The sequence below is a fragment of the Streptomyces sp. NPDC047315 genome, assembly GCF_040643215.1.
Taxonomy (GTDB): Bacteria; Actinomycetota; Actinomycetes; order Streptomycetales; family Streptomycetaceae; genus Streptomyces.
Genome location: NZ_JBEYTZ010000041.1, coordinates 61915 through 77810, shown reverse-complemented (window position 1 = coordinate 77810; position 15896 = coordinate 61915). Strand labels below are relative to the sequence as shown.

Sequence of the window (15896 nt, the reverse complement as noted above, 5' to 3'; positions counted from 1 at the left end):
AGCGACACCATCACCGCCCACAACACAGGCTGCACCACATCAACCCGCCCCAACCACGCCTCATCAGAACCGGTCAACACCTCCGACAACGACCAATCGACAAACGGCACCAGCGCCTCTTCACACTCACGAATCCGCCCGGCAAACACCGGCCAAGAAGTGAGGAGTTCACGACCCATCCCCACCCACTGACCACCCTGACCGGGAAAGACGAACACCACACCGGGCGCCCCGTCGACCGTGTCACCACGGACCACGCCGTCGGGCGCCTCTCCGGACGCCAGCGCCTCCAGACCCCCAAGTAGTGATGTGACGTCCCCGCCCGTCACCACGGCCCGCTGCTCCAAGCCGGCGCGCCCGGCCAGTCCCGCAGCCACCCCGGTCAGCCACGCGCGGTCCGCCGCACCGGCCGCCTGCCGGGCCCGTACGAAGCTTGCCAACTGCGCCGCCTGTGCGCGGAGGCCGGCACCGCCGCGCCCGGACACCGTCCAAGGCACCGGACCTGCGACCTGCACCGTGGGCGTCTCGACCGCGGGTGGCTCTTCCAGGATGACGTGGGCGTTGGTGCCGCTCACGCCGAACGACGACACCCCGGCCCTGCGCGGGTGACCATTGCTCTCCCACGCCACCGGCTCCGTCAACAGCCGTACCTCACCCGCCGACCAATCCACATGCGGCGACGGCTCATCCACATGCAGCGTGGCCGGGAGCAGGTTGTTCCGCAGCGCCATCACCATCTTGATCACACCGGCCACACCCGCAGCGGCCTGCGTGTGCCCGATGTTCGACTTCACCGAACCGAGCCACAGCGGACGACCCTCCGGCCGCTCCTGGCCGTAGGTGGCAAGGAGCGCCTGCGCCTCGATCGGATCGCCCAGCGTCGTACCCGTGCCGTGCGCCTCCACCACGTCCACATCACCGGCGGAAACACCCGCATTCGCCAACGCCTGGCGGATCACCCGCTGCTGCGAGGGACCGTTCGGCGCCGTGAGACCGTTCGACGCGCCGTCCTGGTTCACCGCCGAACCCCGCACCACCGCCAACACCTTGTGACCGTTCGCCACCGCGTCCGACAGCCGCTCCAACAACACCAGTCCGATGCCCTCGGCGGGGCCGAACCCGTCCGCCGTCGCCGAGAACGCCTTGCACCGACCGTCGGCGGACAGCCCGCGCTGCCGGCTGAAGTCCACGAACGTCTGCGGGGTCGACATCACGGACACCCCGCCGGCCAGCGCCAGCGAGCACTCGCCCGACCTGAGGGCCTGCGCCGCCATGTGCAGTGCCACCAGCGACGACGAACACGCCGTGTCCACCGTCACCGCCGGGCCCTCGAACCCGAAGGTGTACGCAACCCGGCCGGACGCGACGGCGCCGGCGCTGCCGTTGACGAGGTAGCCCTCCAGCTCCGGCGGTGCCGTGCTCGACCGCGTCCCGTAGTCGTGGTACATGAGTCCGGCGAAGACGCCCGTCCGGCTCCCGCGCAGCCCCGCCGGGTCGACGCCGGCGTCCTCCAGGGTCTCCCAGGCCACCTCCAGCAGCAGCCGCTGCTGCGGGTCCATCGCCAGCGCCTCGCGCGGACTGATCCCGAAGAAGTCGGCGTCGAAGGCGTCGGCGTCGTGCAGGAAGCCGCCCTCGCGGACGTAGCTGCGGCCGGTCCGTTCGGCGTCGGCGTCGTACAGGGACTCCAGGTCCCAGCCGCGGTTGCCGGGGAACGGCCCCACGCCGTCGACGCCTTCGGCGACCACGCGCCAGAAGTCGTCGGGCGAGCTCGCGCCGCCAGGGAAGCGGCAGCCGACGCCCACGACCGCGATCGGTTCGGCGGGCGCGGCCAGGATCTCGACGGGCATCGGCGTATCGGCCCCGCGGTCCTCCGTCGGGAGGAGGAGTGCGCGCAGCCGGTCGGCGACCGCGGCCGGGTTGGGGTGGTCGAACAGCAGGGTCACCGGCAGCCGCAGTCCGGTGGCGGCGGCGAGCCGGTTGCGCAGGTCGACCGAGGTGAGGGAGTCGAACCCGGCTTCCTTGAACGGCTGGTCTGCGTCGATGTCCGCCGGCGAGGCGTGGCCGAGTACGACCGCGGTGTGGCCGCGGACGAGATCGAGCAGCAGCGTGGTGCGTTCGGCGCCGGACAGTGCGGCCAGCCGCGTGCGGAGGTCGCCGTCCGGGCGGTCCGTCGCCGCGGGGGCGGCTGCCGCGGCAGCGCGGCGCGGTGCCGGTGCCGGGGCGGCGATGGCGCGCAGCATCCCGGTCGCCGGCAGCCGTGCCGGATCGGTCTTCGCGGGTACGACGTGGGCGTCATCGCCGGCCAGGGCCGCGTCCAGGAGGAGGAGTGCCTCGTCGGTGGGGAGCGAGCGCAGGCCGGCCCGGTGCAGCCGGTCCAGGTCGGCGCGGCCGAGGTGGCCGGTCATTCCGCTGGCCTGCGCCCACGGGCCCCAGCCGAGGGACAGCGCGGGCAGTCCGTCGGCGCGGCGCTGGTGGGCGAGGGCGTCGAGGTAGGCGTTGGCCGCCGCGTAGTTGGCCTGTCCCGGAGTGCCGAAGGTGGCGGCCACGGACGAGAAGAGGACGAAGGCGGTGAGGTCGAGGTGGCGGGTCAGCTCGTGCAGGTGCCAGGCGGCGTCCGCCTTGGGCCGCAGTACCGGGTGGAGCCGGTCGGGGTCGAGTGCGGTGAACGTGGCGTCGGCGAGGAGTCCGGCGGCGTGGTAAACGGCGGTGAGGGGGTGCTCGGCCGGGACGTCGGCGAGGAGGGCGGCGAGCGCGGCGCGGTCGGCGGTGTCGCAGGCGGCGACGGTGACGTCGGCGCCGAGGGCGGTGAGTTCGGCGCGCAGGTCGTCGGCGCCGGGGGCAGCGGGGCCCTGTCGGCTGGTGAGCAGGAGCCGGTCGGCTCCGTGCCGGGTGACCAGGTGGCGGGCGAGCAGTCCGCCGAGGGTGCCGGTGCCACCGGTGATCAGGACGGTGCCGCCGGCCGCCGGGCGGGCGTGGGTGCCGTCGTCGGCGGCGGGTCGGGGTACGAGTCGGGGCGTACGGATCTCGCCGGCGCGCAGCGCGAGTTGGGTCTCGCCGGTGGCGATCGCGGCAGCGAGCGCGTCCAGCGGTCGGTCGGCGCCGGTGTCACCCTCGGAGTCGGAGCCGGAGCCGCAGTTGATGTCGGTGTCGACGAGGAGGAACCGGCCGGGGTGTTCGGTCTGTGCGGAACGGAGCAGTCCCCACACCGCCGCCGCTGCGAGGTCGTGGTTGTCGTCGTCCGGGCCGGTGCGGACCGCGGAGCGGGTGATCACGGCCAGCGGCACGTCGGTGAACCGGTCATCGGCCAGCCACGCCTGGAGGAAGTCGAGCGTGGTCGCCACGAGGTGGTGTGTTGCAGAGGGCTGCGACGGGTCGGCGTCGGCCGGCCGGGGTCGGTAGCAGACCAGTGCGGGGACGGGCGCGCCGTCGGCCACGGCTCGGGCCAGCTCGGGCAGCCCCGGGTAGGTGTCGGCGTCCGCGGTGCCGGTGCCTTGCGTCGCCGGGTCGACGATCGCCCAGCCCCGGGGCGGCCGGACGTGGTCGGGCGCCGCGACGACGGCCCAGTCGACCCGGTAGAGGTCGTGCCGTGCGGCGGGGGCGGCGAGTTGGTCGCCGTCGACGGGGCGCAGCGTCAGCGCGTCCACGTCGACCACCGGTCCGCCGGCCGGGTCGGTCGCGGTCAGACGGGCGCTGCCGTCGGGGCCCCGTCGCAGGTGTACGCGCAGGGCGGTGGCTGCGCTCGCCCTCAGCCGTACTCCGGTCCAGGAGAACGGCAGGGAGACCTGCTCGTCGTTCCACACCAGCGGGTGCAGGGCGGCGTCGAGCAGGGCGGGGTGCACTCCGTACGCGGCGGCGTCCGGGGTGAGGTCGCCGTCGAGTTCGACGTCGCAGAACAGGTCGTCGCCGTGCTGCCAGAGGCGGCGCAGCGCGCGGAACGCGGGCCCGTAGCCGAAGCCGAGGCGGGCGAGGTGGGCGTAGGCGTCGTCGACGGGGACGGCTCGGGCGCCGGCCGGCGGCCACGCGTCCGCCGGCTGAGGCGCCGCGTCGACGGCGGGGGCGGGGGAGAGGGTGCCGCGGGCGTGGCAGGTCCACTGGGGGTGTTCGCCGCTGCCGGCGGTGTGGATGCTGACGGGCCGTCGGCCCTCGGTGTCCGGTGCGCCGACGACCACCTGGGTGCGGACGGCGCCGGTGGCGGGCAGCACCAGGGGGGCTTGGAGCACCAGTTCTTCGACGTCGGGGCATCCGGTGCGGTCGCCGGCTTGGACGGCCAGTTCGACGAAGGCGGTGGCGGGCAGCAGGACGGTGCCGAGGACGGCGTGGTCAGCCAGCCACGGCAGGGTCTGCAGGGACAGCGTGCCGGTGAGCGCGATGCCGCCGGTGTCCGCGAGCGGTACGGCGGCGGGCAGCAGCGGGTGCTCGGTGGTGTCCAGGCCGACGGCGGATGCGTCCGGTGCGGCGGCCGGGGGCGTCAGCCAGTGGCGCTGCGGCCGGAAGGGGTAGGTGGGCAGCTCGATCCGGCCGGGGGTGGCGTCGTCGAGCGCGGTGGCCCAGCGGACCGGTGTGCCGGCCGTGTGGAGCTTCGCCAGGGAGGTCAGGAGGGTGCGCAGGCCGCCGTCGGACCGGACGAGGGTGCCGGTCACGACTGCGGTGGCTGCCGAGTCGCCGTCGGCGGCGGCTTCGTCGTACTGCTCGATGGTGGCCTGTACGCCCGGGGTGAGCACCGGGTGCGGACTGATCTCGACGAAGCCGCGGTGGCCGGCGACGAGCAGTGCGCCGGTGGCGTCGGCGAACCGGACGGTGTGACGGAGGTTGCGGTACCAGTAGTCGGCGTCGAGTTGCGTGGTGTCGGTGATCTCGGTGCCGGTGACGGTGGAGAAGAAGGGGATGTCGCTGCGCTGCGGCGCGATGTCGGCGAGGGCGGCGGTCAGCTGCTCCCGGATCGGTTCCACGTGGGCCGAGTGGGACGCGTAGTCGACGGCGATGCGGCGGGCGGAGACCTGCCGTTCGGTGCAGGCGGCGAGCAGTTCGGTGAGGGCTTCCGGGGCGCCGGCGACGACGACGGCCGCGGGCCCGTTGACGGCCGCCACCTCCAGGCGGTCGCCCCAGCGGTGGATCAGCTCCGTCACTTCGGGCAGCGGCAGCGGTACGGACGCCATGCCGCCGTGGCCGGCGAGCACGCCGAGGGCGCGGCTGCGGCGGGCGACGACGAGGGCGGCGTCGTCGAGGGTGAGTGCGCCCGCGACGTGCGCGGCGGCGATCTCGCCCTGGGAGTGGCCCACGACGGCGTCGGGCCGTACGCCGTACGACTCCCACGTCCGGGCCAGGGACACCAGTACGGCGAAGAGCACCGGTTGGACGACGTCGGCCCGCTCCAGCGCGGGGGCGTCGTGCAACGCGTCGAGGAGGGAGAACTCCAGGTGGGGCCGGAGCGCTTCGGCGCAGCGGGTCAGGTGCTCGCGGAAGACCGGTGACTCGGCCATCAACTGGACGCCCATGCCGGCCCATTGGGAGCCCTGGCCGGGGAAGACGAAGACGGTCCTGCGGTCGTTCGCCGCGATGCCCTGGACCAGGCCGCGGGCGGATTCGCCGGCGGCGAGTGCGCGCAGGGCGGTGACGAAGTCGTCCCGTTCGGTGCCGACGACGACGGCCCGGTGGGTGAGGGCGGCCCGGCCCGCGTCGAGGGTGTGTGCGACGTCGACGGGCGACGCGTCCGGGTTCTCGTGCAGCCAGTCGTGGAGGAGTTCGGCCTCGCGGCGCAGGGCGTGCGGGTCGCGGGCCGACAGCGGCCAGGGCACGGCGGCCGGTGCCTGGACGGGTTCGGGGGCGGGGTCCGCGGGCGCCGGGGCGGGCGGTGCCTGTTCGAGGATGACGTGGGCGTTGGTGCCGCTGATGCCGAACGACGACACGCCGGCACGGCGCGGCCGGTCCACCTCGGGCCACGGAGTCTGCTCGGGCAGCAGTTCGACCGTGCCGGCGCTCCAGTCGACGTGCGTGGAGGGCCGGTCGGTGTGCAGGGTGCGCGGCAGCACTGCGTGCCGCAGCGCCAGGACCATCTTGATGACGCCGGCGACTCCGGCGGCGGCCTGGGTGTGGCCGATGTTCGACTTCAGGGAGCCGAGCAGCACGGGTCGTTCGGCGGGGCGGTCCTGGCCGTAGGTGGCGAGTACGGCCTGGGCTTCGATCGGGTCGCCGAGGGTCGTGCCGGTGCCGTGCGCCTCGACGGCGTCGACGTCGGCGGCCACCAGGCCGGCGGCGTCCAGTGCCTGCCGGATGACGCGGCGTTGGGCGCCTCCGTTGGGTGCGGTCAGGCCGTTGCTTGCGCCGTCCTGGTTGATCGCGGAGCCGCGCAGCACGGCGAGGACCCGGTGTCCGTTGCGGTGCGCGTCGGACAGTCGTTCCAGGACGAGGACGCCGACGCCCTCGCCCCAGGCGGTGCCGTCGGCGGCTTCGGCGAACGGCTTGCAGCGCCCGTCGGGGGCCAGTCCGCGCTGTCGGCTGAACTCGGTGAACATGCCGGGGGTGGCCATCACGGTCACCCCGCCGGCGAGGGCCGTGGTGCACTCGCCGCGCAGCAGGGACTGACGCGCCAGGTGCAGCGCCACCAGCGACGATGAGCAGGCGGTGTCGACGGTCAGCGCCGGCCCTTCCAGGCCCAGGGTGTACGCCACGCGTCCGGATGCGACGCTGGAGCTGCTGCCGGTGAGCACGTACCCCTCGTAGCCGACGGGTGCGTCGTCCAGGCGGGGGCCGTAGTCGTGCGAGGTGGCGCCGAAGAACACGCCGGTGTTGGTGCCGTGCAGTCCGGTGGGGTCGATGCCGGCGCGTTCCAGCGCCTCCCAGGAGGTCTCCAGGAGGAGTCGCTGTTGGGGGTCCATCGCGTCGGCCTCGCGCGGGCTGATGCCGAAGAAGGCCGCGTCGAACCGGGCCGCGTCGTGCAGGAAGCCGCCGTGGCGGACGTAGCTGCGGCCGTGGCTGTCGGGGTCCGGGTCGAACAGTTCGTCCAGCGGCCAGCCGCGGTCGTCGGGGAACTCGGAGATGGCGTCGGTGCCGTCGACCAGCAGTCGCCACAGGTCGTCGGGGGAACGGACCTCGCCGGGGAGGCGGCAGCCGATGCCGACGATGGCCACGGGTTCGTCTTCGGGCGCGGCAGTGGGGGCTGCGGTGGGGACCGCGTCCGCGGGCAGCAGCTCGCGCCGCAGGTGGCGGGCGAGACGGGCCGGTGTGGGGTGTTCGAACAGGACGGTGGCGGGCAGGCGCAGACCGGTGGCGGTGTTCATCCGCCGGCGGAGTTCGACGGCCATCATGGAGTCGAAGCCGAGTTCCCGGAACGACAGGTCGTCGTCGACGCCGCTGACGGAGTCGTGTTCCAGCACCTGCGCGGCCTGGGTGCGTACGAGGTCGAGCAGCACCCGGTCGCGGTCGATCTCGCGCAGGCCGGCGAGCCGGTCCGCCAAGGGGACGCGGTCGGTGGCCGGGGCCTGTTCGGGTTGGGTGGTCGTCTCCGCGGCGGGCACCGGCTCGGGAGCTGCGTCGGGTGCCGCTCCGGCGGTGTCGGACGGCGGCTCCCACCAGTAGCGGGCGCGTTGGAAGGGGTAGGTGGGCAGCGGCACCCGGGCGCCGCCCAGGTCGGCGAAGACCGTGGTCCAGTCGACGGGTATGCCGTGGGTGTGGGCCTGGGCGAGGCTGGTGAGGAACCGCTGCCGGCCCCCGTCGGCACGGCGTAGCGACCCGACCGTGGCAGCGGGGGTTCCGGTCTCGGCCGCCGTGTCGGCAATCCCGGCGAGGAGCGCCGGGTGCGGACTGCACTCGACGAACTGCCGCACCTCCCGCTCCAACAACAACCGAACGGTCTCCTCAAACCGCACCGTCTGCCGCAGATTCCGATACCAATACCCCGCATCCAACGACGCCGTATCCACCACGTCACCGGTCACGGTCGAGTAGAACGCCACATCCCCCGACCGGGCCTCCACCCCGGCCAGAGCCCCCATCAGCTCCTGCTCGATCTCCGCCACCTGCACCGAATGCGACGCATAGTCCACCGGCAACCGACGAACCTGCACCCCCTCCCCACCAACCACACCAAGGAACGCCTCAACCGCGTCCGGACCGCCGGCCACCACCGTCGACACCGGCCCATTGACCGCAGCAACCGACACCTCACCGCTGTCGCCGATACGCCGGGCAACCTCAGCGGCCGGCATCCCGACCGCCGCCATCGCACCCCGACCCGCCAGACCACGAAGCGCCCGACTCCGCAACGCAACCACACACGCCGCATCCTCCAACGACAGACCCCCCGCCACATACGCGGCAGCAATCTCCCCCTGGCTGTGACCCACCACAGCAGTCGGAACCACGCCCAGCGAGCGCCACAGGCCGGCCAGCGACACCATCACAGCGAACAGCGCCGGCTGAACGACATCGACACGATCCAACGACGGAGCCTCAGGTTCACCCCGCAGCACCGAAAGCAACGACCAATCCACATGCCGCTCCAGCGCCACAGCACACGCCTGGAGATGTTCGGCGAAGACCGGGAACGCGTCATACAACTCCATGCCCATACCGACCCACTGCGAGCCCTGACCGGGAAAGACGAACACCGCGTCCCCGGGCACCGCCCGGCCCACCGTGACGTCGGGCGACGGCTCGTCGGCGGCGAGCGCCGCCAACGCACCGACCAGTGCCGCGCGGTCGTCGCCGGTGACCGCGGCGCGGTGCTCGAAGGCGGCGCGGTGCGTGGCGAGGGTCCGGCCGACGTCGACGGGTCGCAGGTCCGGGTCGGCCAGGAGGCGGGTGCGCAGCCGGTCCGCCTGGTCTCGGACGGCGGCGGTCGTACGGCCCGACAGCACCCACGGCACCGTACGCACCACGTCCGCCGCCCCGTCACCGTCGTCGCGGCCTTCGGTTTCGGTGGCGTGCGGGTGCGGCTCCGCGGCCAGGACCACGTGGCAGTTGGTGCCGCCCATGCCGAACGAGCTGACGCCGGCGATCGCCGGTCCCGCTCCGCCGGGCCAGGGCGTCGCCTCGCGGACGACCTCCAGCCGCAGCTCGTCCAGGGGGATGTCCGGGTTGGCCCGGGTGAAGTTCAGGCTCGGCGGGATCTGGCGGTGCGCCAGCGACAGGACGACCTTGACGAAGCCGGCGATGCCGGCGGCGCCCTCCAGGTGTCCGACGTTGGTCTTCACCGAACCGACCAGCAGCGGACTCTCCGCCGGCCGGTCGGAACCGAGGGCCGCGCCCAGCGCGTTCGCCTCGATCGGGTCGCCGACGCGGGTGCCGGTGCCGTGCAGTTCCACGTACCCCACGTCCTGCGCCGCCACCCCGGCGCGCCGGTACGCGGCCCGCAGCACCTCCGCCTGCGCACGGCCGCTGGGGCTGGTGAGGCTGGCGCCGCCGCCGTCGTTGTTGACCGCGCTGCCGCGGATCACGCAGTAGACCGCGTCGCCGTCGGCCCGGGCCCGGTCCAGTGGCTTGAGCACCACCATCGCGCCGCCCTCGCCGCGGACGTAGCCGTCGGCGCGCTCGTCGAAGGTGTGGCAACGGCCGGTGGGCGAGAGACCGCCGAAGCGGGCGGCGCTGACGGCACTCTCCGGGATGAGGTTGAGGTTCACCCCGCCGACGAGTGCGATCTCCGACTCGCCGCGGCGCAGGCTCTCCGCCGCCAGGTGCACCGCGACCAGGGACGACGACTGGCCGGCGTCGACGGTGAGGCTCGGCCCGTTCAGCCCGAGGCTGTAGGAGACGCGGTTGGCGATGAGGCTGCGGTGCAGCCCGGTGATGGTGTGCGCACCGATCGCCGGCAGGCCGTGGCGGTGCAGCAGTCGGGCGTAGTCGTCCCAGATCGCGCCGACGAACACGCCGGCCGGGCTGCCGCGCAACGCGTCCGGGACGATGCCGGCGTCCTCCAGCGCCTCCCAGCACAGCTCCAACGCCAGCCGCTGCTGCGGGTCCATGGTGCGCGCCTCGCGCGGCGAGATGCCGAAGAACGCCGCGTCGAACCGGTCGACCTCGTCGAGGAACGCGCCCCACGTCGCCTCCGGCTCCGGCGGCTGCTGCCCCCAGCGGCCGGCCGGCACGCGTCCGACGGCGCTGCGCCCGTCGGCCAGCAGACGCCAGAACGCCTCGGGCGTCGCGGCCTCCGGGAGGCGGCAGGCCACGCCGACCACGGCTATCGGCTCACTGCCATTGCGGCCAAAGGCGTTGGTCGCCGATTCCAGCATTGCCGAAATCACCTCCGTGGTCATGGGGGAACGCGCGATGACAAAAGGGAATAGCGATGCGCGGCGGAATGACGCCGTACGCGGTCGGCGGGGAAGACGCCTACCGCGGAAATGGAAGGGCGTGGCGGACTCTTATCGGATATCGACTCTACGAGTCGCGCACCCGACGGCGCCCAACACGGGAAGGAAATTTAGGGGGCCTACATCGGAACGAAGTCAGCGCCTTCGGCACGGTCGACGCAGTTGCCGTGGACGGATCCGGCGATGCCGACGACATCGACGACGTCAACGACATCGGCGGCAGGAGCCGGCCGCCGGGGCGTGGAAAGGAACTCCCGTGCCCTGCCGCCCGCGTACAGCCGACGACGCACGGAGACGGCGCCCTGCGACGCGTGGTCGCGTCTGTGGAACCAGTCGGCGCGCCCCGCGGCAACAGTCATCGGCTCAAGACCCCCGTCTCGATGTCAACAGTTGGCGCCTTCGGCGCCTGACCAGCGTGGAAACCGTTTGCGATCTAGCTCAACGTATCAACGACGCAGCCCTGGTCACACCCCTAACCGCAGCCACACCCCTAACCGCCGTAACACCCCTACCGAGCAGGGATCCCTACCCCGATTCGCCGGTCCGGGGCCGCGAACGCCGATGGCCCGGGGGACGTCCCCCGGGCCATCGTTTCGAGCCGTCTCAAGACGCGCGCGCAGCAGCGTCGCCCTCGTCGTCGCCGGGCGGCGCCGCGCCGTGCGCGGCCTGCGGCAGATCGGTGCGTCTGCTCACCTTCAACTTGCGGTATACACGTGTCAGGTGTTGTTCGACCGTGCTGATCGTGATGTGCAGCTGGCGGCCGATCTCCCGGTTGGTGTACCCCTGCGCGGCGAGCGTGGCCACCCGGTGCTCCGCCTCGCTGAGCGGGGGCGCCTCCGTCGCCTCCGGCTCGGCTCGACCCGCCCTGCCCGCGCCGTTGTGCTGCTGGCGCGTCGCGTGCCAGCGCGGCGCCTCCTGTTTGGCCCGGCGCGCCACCGAACGGGCCTGGTCGAGCTCGCCCATCTCCTCGTAGCTCCGGCCGAGCACGTCCAGGCTGCGGAACAGCTCGAAGCGGTCGCCGGCCGATTCGAGCAGTCGTACCGACTTCTTCAGCAGTCGGGGCCGGTTCCTCGGCTCCTCGCTCTCGGCGAGCAGCCGCAGCGAGAGGCCCTGGGTGCGCAGGTCCACGCCCGTGGGCAGCGCCAGCTGTTCGCTGAGCAGCCGGTGGGCCGACTGACGGTTGCCGAAGGTGAGGTGGACGAGGGCGAGTTCATTGCGCCAGGGCAGGAACGTCGGCACGTCGACGCCCCATTCCCGGGCGAGCTTGCCACAGGTCTCGATGTCGTGCAGGGCCTCCAGCAGCCGCCCCGCCTTCAGCCGGTGGTGCCCCCGGGCGTGGAGGTAGCTCAGCCCGAAGACGGTCTCGAACATGCGCTCGGGCACCACGCGGCGCAGCGCATCGGCCGCGGCCTCGTGGTCCCCCACGGCGCTGTGCGCCAGCACCAGGACGCCCAGGGGGTATCCGACGAGGGGCGCGGGGCCGCAGGTTTCGATGCGTTGCAGCGCCGTCCTGGCGTGTCGGACGGCGTCCGGCACGTCGCCGAGCCGTAGGGCGATGTCCGCCCTGATGCTGTGGAACACCGTCTGCCAGGTGGTGGCCCCGCGCCGTACGGAGTCCTTGAGCAGGGCTTCGCAGGGGCCGACGGCGCGCAGCACCTCGTCACCCTTGATGAGGGCGAGCAGGGCCTTCGCCAGCGCCTCCAGTGTTCCCTCGTCCAACGGCGAGGTCGCGAGGAGGCGTTCGGCGGCCCGCACCGTCCCGAGCCCGGCCGCCTTGGCTGGCCGCGCTTCGGGAGCGTCGTCGGGGTGGAGCGCTGCGGCGATGCCCGTCCGGTGCTGCCGGTGGAGCTCGGCCGGCAGTCCGCGGCCGGGTGCGCCGTAGACCAGCGTGTCGGTGTGGCGCAGGCTGCCCAGCGTCTGCGGGTCGAGTTCGTCGAGCCGGTGGCGGAACCCGTCGAAGACCTCGTTCGCCGCCGCCCTGTCCCCCGCCCAGAGCAGGGCGCGGACGATGGCCGCGCCCCTGCGGGGGTCGATGGACCGCCCGGGGCGCTCCGTGCGCAGGGCGGCCAGTCGTACCGCCGCCGAACTGGGGTTGGTCTGCCACTCCAACCGGCCCAGGGCCACGCCGATGGCGAGGCGTTCTTCCTCGTCGGCGCACTCCCGCAGGGCGAGGGTGAGACAGCGCACGGCCAGCTCCAGGTCGTCGTCGACCAGGGCGTGTTCGGCGCCGGCGCGCAGGACCCCGATGCCGCCGGGGGTGAGCGCCCGGTCGGCGGCGAGCAGGTGGCGCGCGGTGACCAGCGGATGGGCTCCGCCCTCGTGGAGCAGTTCGGCCGCTCTGGCGTGCAGGGCGGTGCGTCCGGCCGGTTCGACGTCACCGAGGACGGCCGCCGCGATCGCGGGGTGCAGGGTCTGCCCGGTGCCGAGTCCGGCGGCGGTCAGGATCTCCATGCTCTCCTCGACCAGTTCGACCCGGGCGTCGACGAGGTGCGCGACCTGGTGCGCGGTGGCTTCCGCGCCGAGGACGGCGTACCCCCTGGCGACCGTGAACAGGGCCGGGTCCCAGCGGTACATGCAGGTGGTGACGGCCTGGACGAACGCGGGCCAGGAGGCGGCGTCCTCGGGGCCGGTCCGGGTCCGGGTCAGCCCCGCCAGCTGATCGTCGATCAGCGCGTGGAGGAGCAGCGGATTGCCCCGGGTGAGTGCGTGGTGGTCGAGTTCGGTGCCGGCGGAGGACATGGTGCCCACCCGCTTGGCGACGAGTTCTTCGACGCCGTCGCCGGAGAGCCGGGTCACGCGGACGCGGGCGTGCGGGTGCCGGGTGATCTCCGCGTGGAAGGACGCGTTGCCCGTACGGGAGCGGTCCCAGGCGGTCAGCACGATCAGCACCCTCGCGGTGGGGATCCGGCGCCGGCAGTACAGGAGGGCCTGCAGCGACTCGGGGTCGCCGAAGTGGACGTCGTCGACGCTCATGACGACCGGCGCCCGGCTCGCCAGTTCGAGCAGGGCTTGGGAGAGGGTGTCCATGGCGTGGGCGTCGTCCCACGGCCGGGCGCCGTCCCCGGCGGGCCCGGACGGTTCGGTGCGTCGCTGCGCGCCGTCCCGCTCGGACCGTCGGTCCGTCAGGACCGCGCGCACCCGCTCCGCGAGGTCCGGCGGCAGCTGCGCCCGACCGAAGAGCTGACGCATCAGGCCCAGGCGCAGGCCCTGTTCGGCCCGTGCGCCGGTGGCCGTCAAGACGGTCGCCCCGGTGCCGAGCACGGACTGGTGGAAGCCGTGGAGAAGGGCGGTCTTGCCCGCGGACGGGCCGCCCTTGATCAGCGCGAGCCCTCCTCTTCCCTTGACGCACTGTTCGAAGTGCGCCGCCAGTTCTCCTAACTGCTCCGCCCGCTCGATCAATTCCATGCCAGTCGCTCCCCGTTGCAATACGTAGCATGCTCCAGCCATACGACGGCTGGTGAGTCGTCAAGTTCAGCTATTTCCCCTACAAGAGATGTCGCCGCGGTGCACCAAAGCAACCCTTTACTGTCTCATGGCTGTTACACAATACACGCGTAGAGCTTCAGGGAAAGGGTCAAAAGGGAACGCTGATGCACCCTGCACAACGGCTCGTAGCCATACGCACATCGGACACTTACCCATCAGAGAGGACATTCAGGGAGAGCCGTCAAGGGCTTTCTGAGGACATCGCCTGCTATTTCCCTGAAGGGCCCGGGCGAAACGCGCGCCGCCGCAACGGACGGGGTTCGTGACCGTCCCGCGTCGCTGACCGATGAGGCTTGCTCATCACGTGATAGGTTGCCGGCACTTGACAAGCCGGAAGGGTTCGGGTTGCCCTCTTTGAGCGACAGTCGAGAATGCGCCCGCTCAGCTTTCCGAGGCCCCGTTCTCTCAAGCATCGCGCCGAGCATCTGGGAGTGGCCGTTGAAAGTCGAGCTGGCGAAATCGATCTCCGTCACGGTGAGTAGGGCGGGCTGGCTCAGCCTCTCCGAGCAGCCGGGGGGCGCCCAGAGCTTATGGAGCCCGGCCCACACGGCGGCTTGGATCGCCCTCCAGCAGCACGGCGGCGACGCCCCAGCGGCGGCCACGACCCTCGCGGGACACTGGGGCGCCGAACCCAGCCTCGTCCGCAAGGAGATGGACGCCTGGGTCAGCCAGTGGGTGGGCGCCGGCTATCTGCGCAAGCGGGAGTGAGTGCCGCCGGTCTATCCCATCGGCCGGTCGGCCGCCTGCCGCAGCGAACGGTCCAGCGTGCTCATCAGCCGGGCGACGCGACTGCTGCCGCCGGCCACCGGCGGGTAGCGCCGGAGCACGTCGATGAGCACCGGCGTGGCGCGCTGCCGCGACCGCTCCAGCCGTGCGTCGCCCTTCGCCGGGTCACCGCCCGCCTCCAACTCAGCGATGCGCGCGACGCTGGAGGAGGCCCGCAGGATGTGGCCCACCTGGCTGGCCTGGGAGATGGGGTGCAGATACGCGGCTGACGCGGCGTCACCGGCGGCCCGGGCGGCGAGCCGGGCAGCCTCCGAGGGCGCGGACCTGGCGGCTCGATGCGCCTCGACGGACGTCGTGCGCTGCAGCCTCGTCCTGTTGGCACCGTTGATGAAGGACCAGGCGGCGTCGATCGCCGCGCGGGGGCGCGGATCGTGGGGTACGGCCCGCTCGAAGACGGTCAGGACGTCCTCCGCGTGCCACACCACGTAGCGCGCCACGACGCGCAGTTCCTCCATCGTCAGGTCGAAGTCGCCGGAAACGGTATGCGTGCTCTGTGCCATGTTCCTGAATTGTATTCTTGAACACTCGGTTGAAAGTCAGGACGAGGTTTCCCGGTCGATGTGCCCGAAACCCTCAAACGGAGGTCACATGCGACCGGTGGACGTGGCGCGCCGGCACGGCCTCTCCCCGCAGACGGTCCGCAACTACGAGGACGCCGGCATCATCCCGCCCGCCCGCCGCAGCCGGGCGGGCTACCGGGAGTACGCCCCCGTGCACGCCGTCGGCCTCACGGCCTACCTCGCGCTCGTCCCCGCCTTCGGCCACTCGACGAGCCGACGCATCATGCGCGCCGTCACCGGCGACCGACTGGACGAGGCGCTGGAGCACATCGACGCCGGACACGCACTGCTGGCCCGCGACCGCAACACGCTACGGACCGTCGAAGCGGCGCTCCCCCACCTCGAAGCCACCGCGCCGGACGCCGCGACCACGCTCCGCACGCCGTACAGCGTCGGCGACCTCGCCCACCACCTCGGGCTCGATCCGGCCACCTTGCGCGCCTGGGAACGCGCCGGAGTGCTCACCCCGCAACGCGACCCGCGCACCAGGCACCGCCAGTACCTCGCGCTCGACGTGCGCGACGCCGAACTGGCGCACCTGCTGCGACGCGGCGGCCAGCCCCTGGCCACCATCGCCACCGTCCTCGGCCAACTCCGCGACGCCGGCAGCATCACCGCGCTCACCAAGGCGCTGGAGGAGTGGCGCCGCGACCTCAGGTCCCGCGGGACGGCCCAGCTGTACGCCGCCAGCCAGCTCTCCGCGTACCTCGACGCGCTCGGCCGCTCAGAGGGCTGAGCCCGCCCTGGGCAGCGCAGG

Annotated in this window: 6 protein-coding genes; 2 read left to right on the top strand and 4 right to left on the bottom strand. The window is 72.8% G+C overall.

All coding sequences use genetic code 11. The annotated features are described in order from the left end of the window. The 3 genes from ABZ842_RS33830 to ABZ842_RS33820 form a co-directional block, all read right to left on the bottom strand. The coding region (locus ABZ842_RS33830; protein ID WP_361545782.1) for a type I polyketide synthase at positions 1 to 10226 on the bottom strand (10226 nt) is incomplete at its 3' end. 200 nt (positions 10227 to 10426) lie between these two features. Further along, a complete protein-coding gene (locus tag ABZ842_RS33825) occupies positions 10427 to 10666 on the bottom strand; it encodes a hypothetical protein (RefSeq protein ID WP_361545779.1) in 240 nt (79 codons plus the stop codon). 244 nt (positions 10667 to 10910) lie between these two features. After that, positions 10911 to 13712 (bottom strand): AAA family ATPase, encoded by a 2802-nt coding sequence (locus tag ABZ842_RS33820; RefSeq protein ID WP_361545776.1) that lies wholly within the window; start codon positions 13710 to 13712, stop codon positions 10911 to 10913. A gap of 519 nt (positions 13713 to 14231) precedes the next feature. On the opposite strand from ABZ842_RS33820, the gene ABZ842_RS33815 reads away from it, so the two are divergent. Continuing rightward, positions 14232 to 14501, top strand: a complete 270-nt coding sequence (locus tag ABZ842_RS33815; RefSeq protein ID WP_361545773.1) for a hypothetical protein — start codon at positions 14232 to 14234, stop codon at positions 14499 to 14501. 11 nt (positions 14502 to 14512) lie between these two features. Here the strand turns inward: ABZ842_RS33815 and ABZ842_RS33810 are convergent, their stop codons facing one another. Further along, complete coding sequence (locus ABZ842_RS33810; protein WP_361545770.1) at positions 14513 to 15079, bottom strand: putative immunity protein; 567 nt, start codon at positions 15077 to 15079, stop codon at positions 14513 to 14515. A gap of 88 nt (positions 15080 to 15167) precedes the next feature. Between ABZ842_RS33810 and ABZ842_RS33805 the strand changes: the two genes are divergently transcribed. Continuing rightward, the gene (locus tag ABZ842_RS33805) at positions 15168 to 15875 is read left to right on the top strand and encodes a MerR family DNA-binding transcriptional regulator (RefSeq protein ID WP_361545767.1); all 708 of its coding nucleotides are present in this window, start codon (positions 15168 to 15170) and stop codon (positions 15873 to 15875) included. Positions 15876 to 15896: the final 21 nt, after the last annotated feature.

Excerpts from the sequence above, each read along its gene's own strand:
- ABZ842_RS33825 (WP_361545779.1), bottom strand. The coding sequence starts at position 10,666 with ATGACTGTTGCCGCGGGGCGCGCCGACTGGTTCCACAGACGCGACCAC.
- ABZ842_RS33820 (WP_361545776.1), bottom strand. The coding sequence starts at position 13,712 with ATGGAATTGATCGAGCGGGCGGAGCAGTTAGGAGAACTGGCGGCGCAC.
- ABZ842_RS33805 (WP_361545767.1), top strand. The coding sequence starts at position 15,168 with ATGCGACCGGTGGACGTGGCGCGCCGGCACGGCCTCTCCCCGCAGACG.
- ABZ842_RS33810 (WP_361545770.1), bottom strand. The coding sequence starts at position 15,079 with ATGGCACAGAGCACGCATACCGTTTCCGGCGACTTCGACCTGACGATG.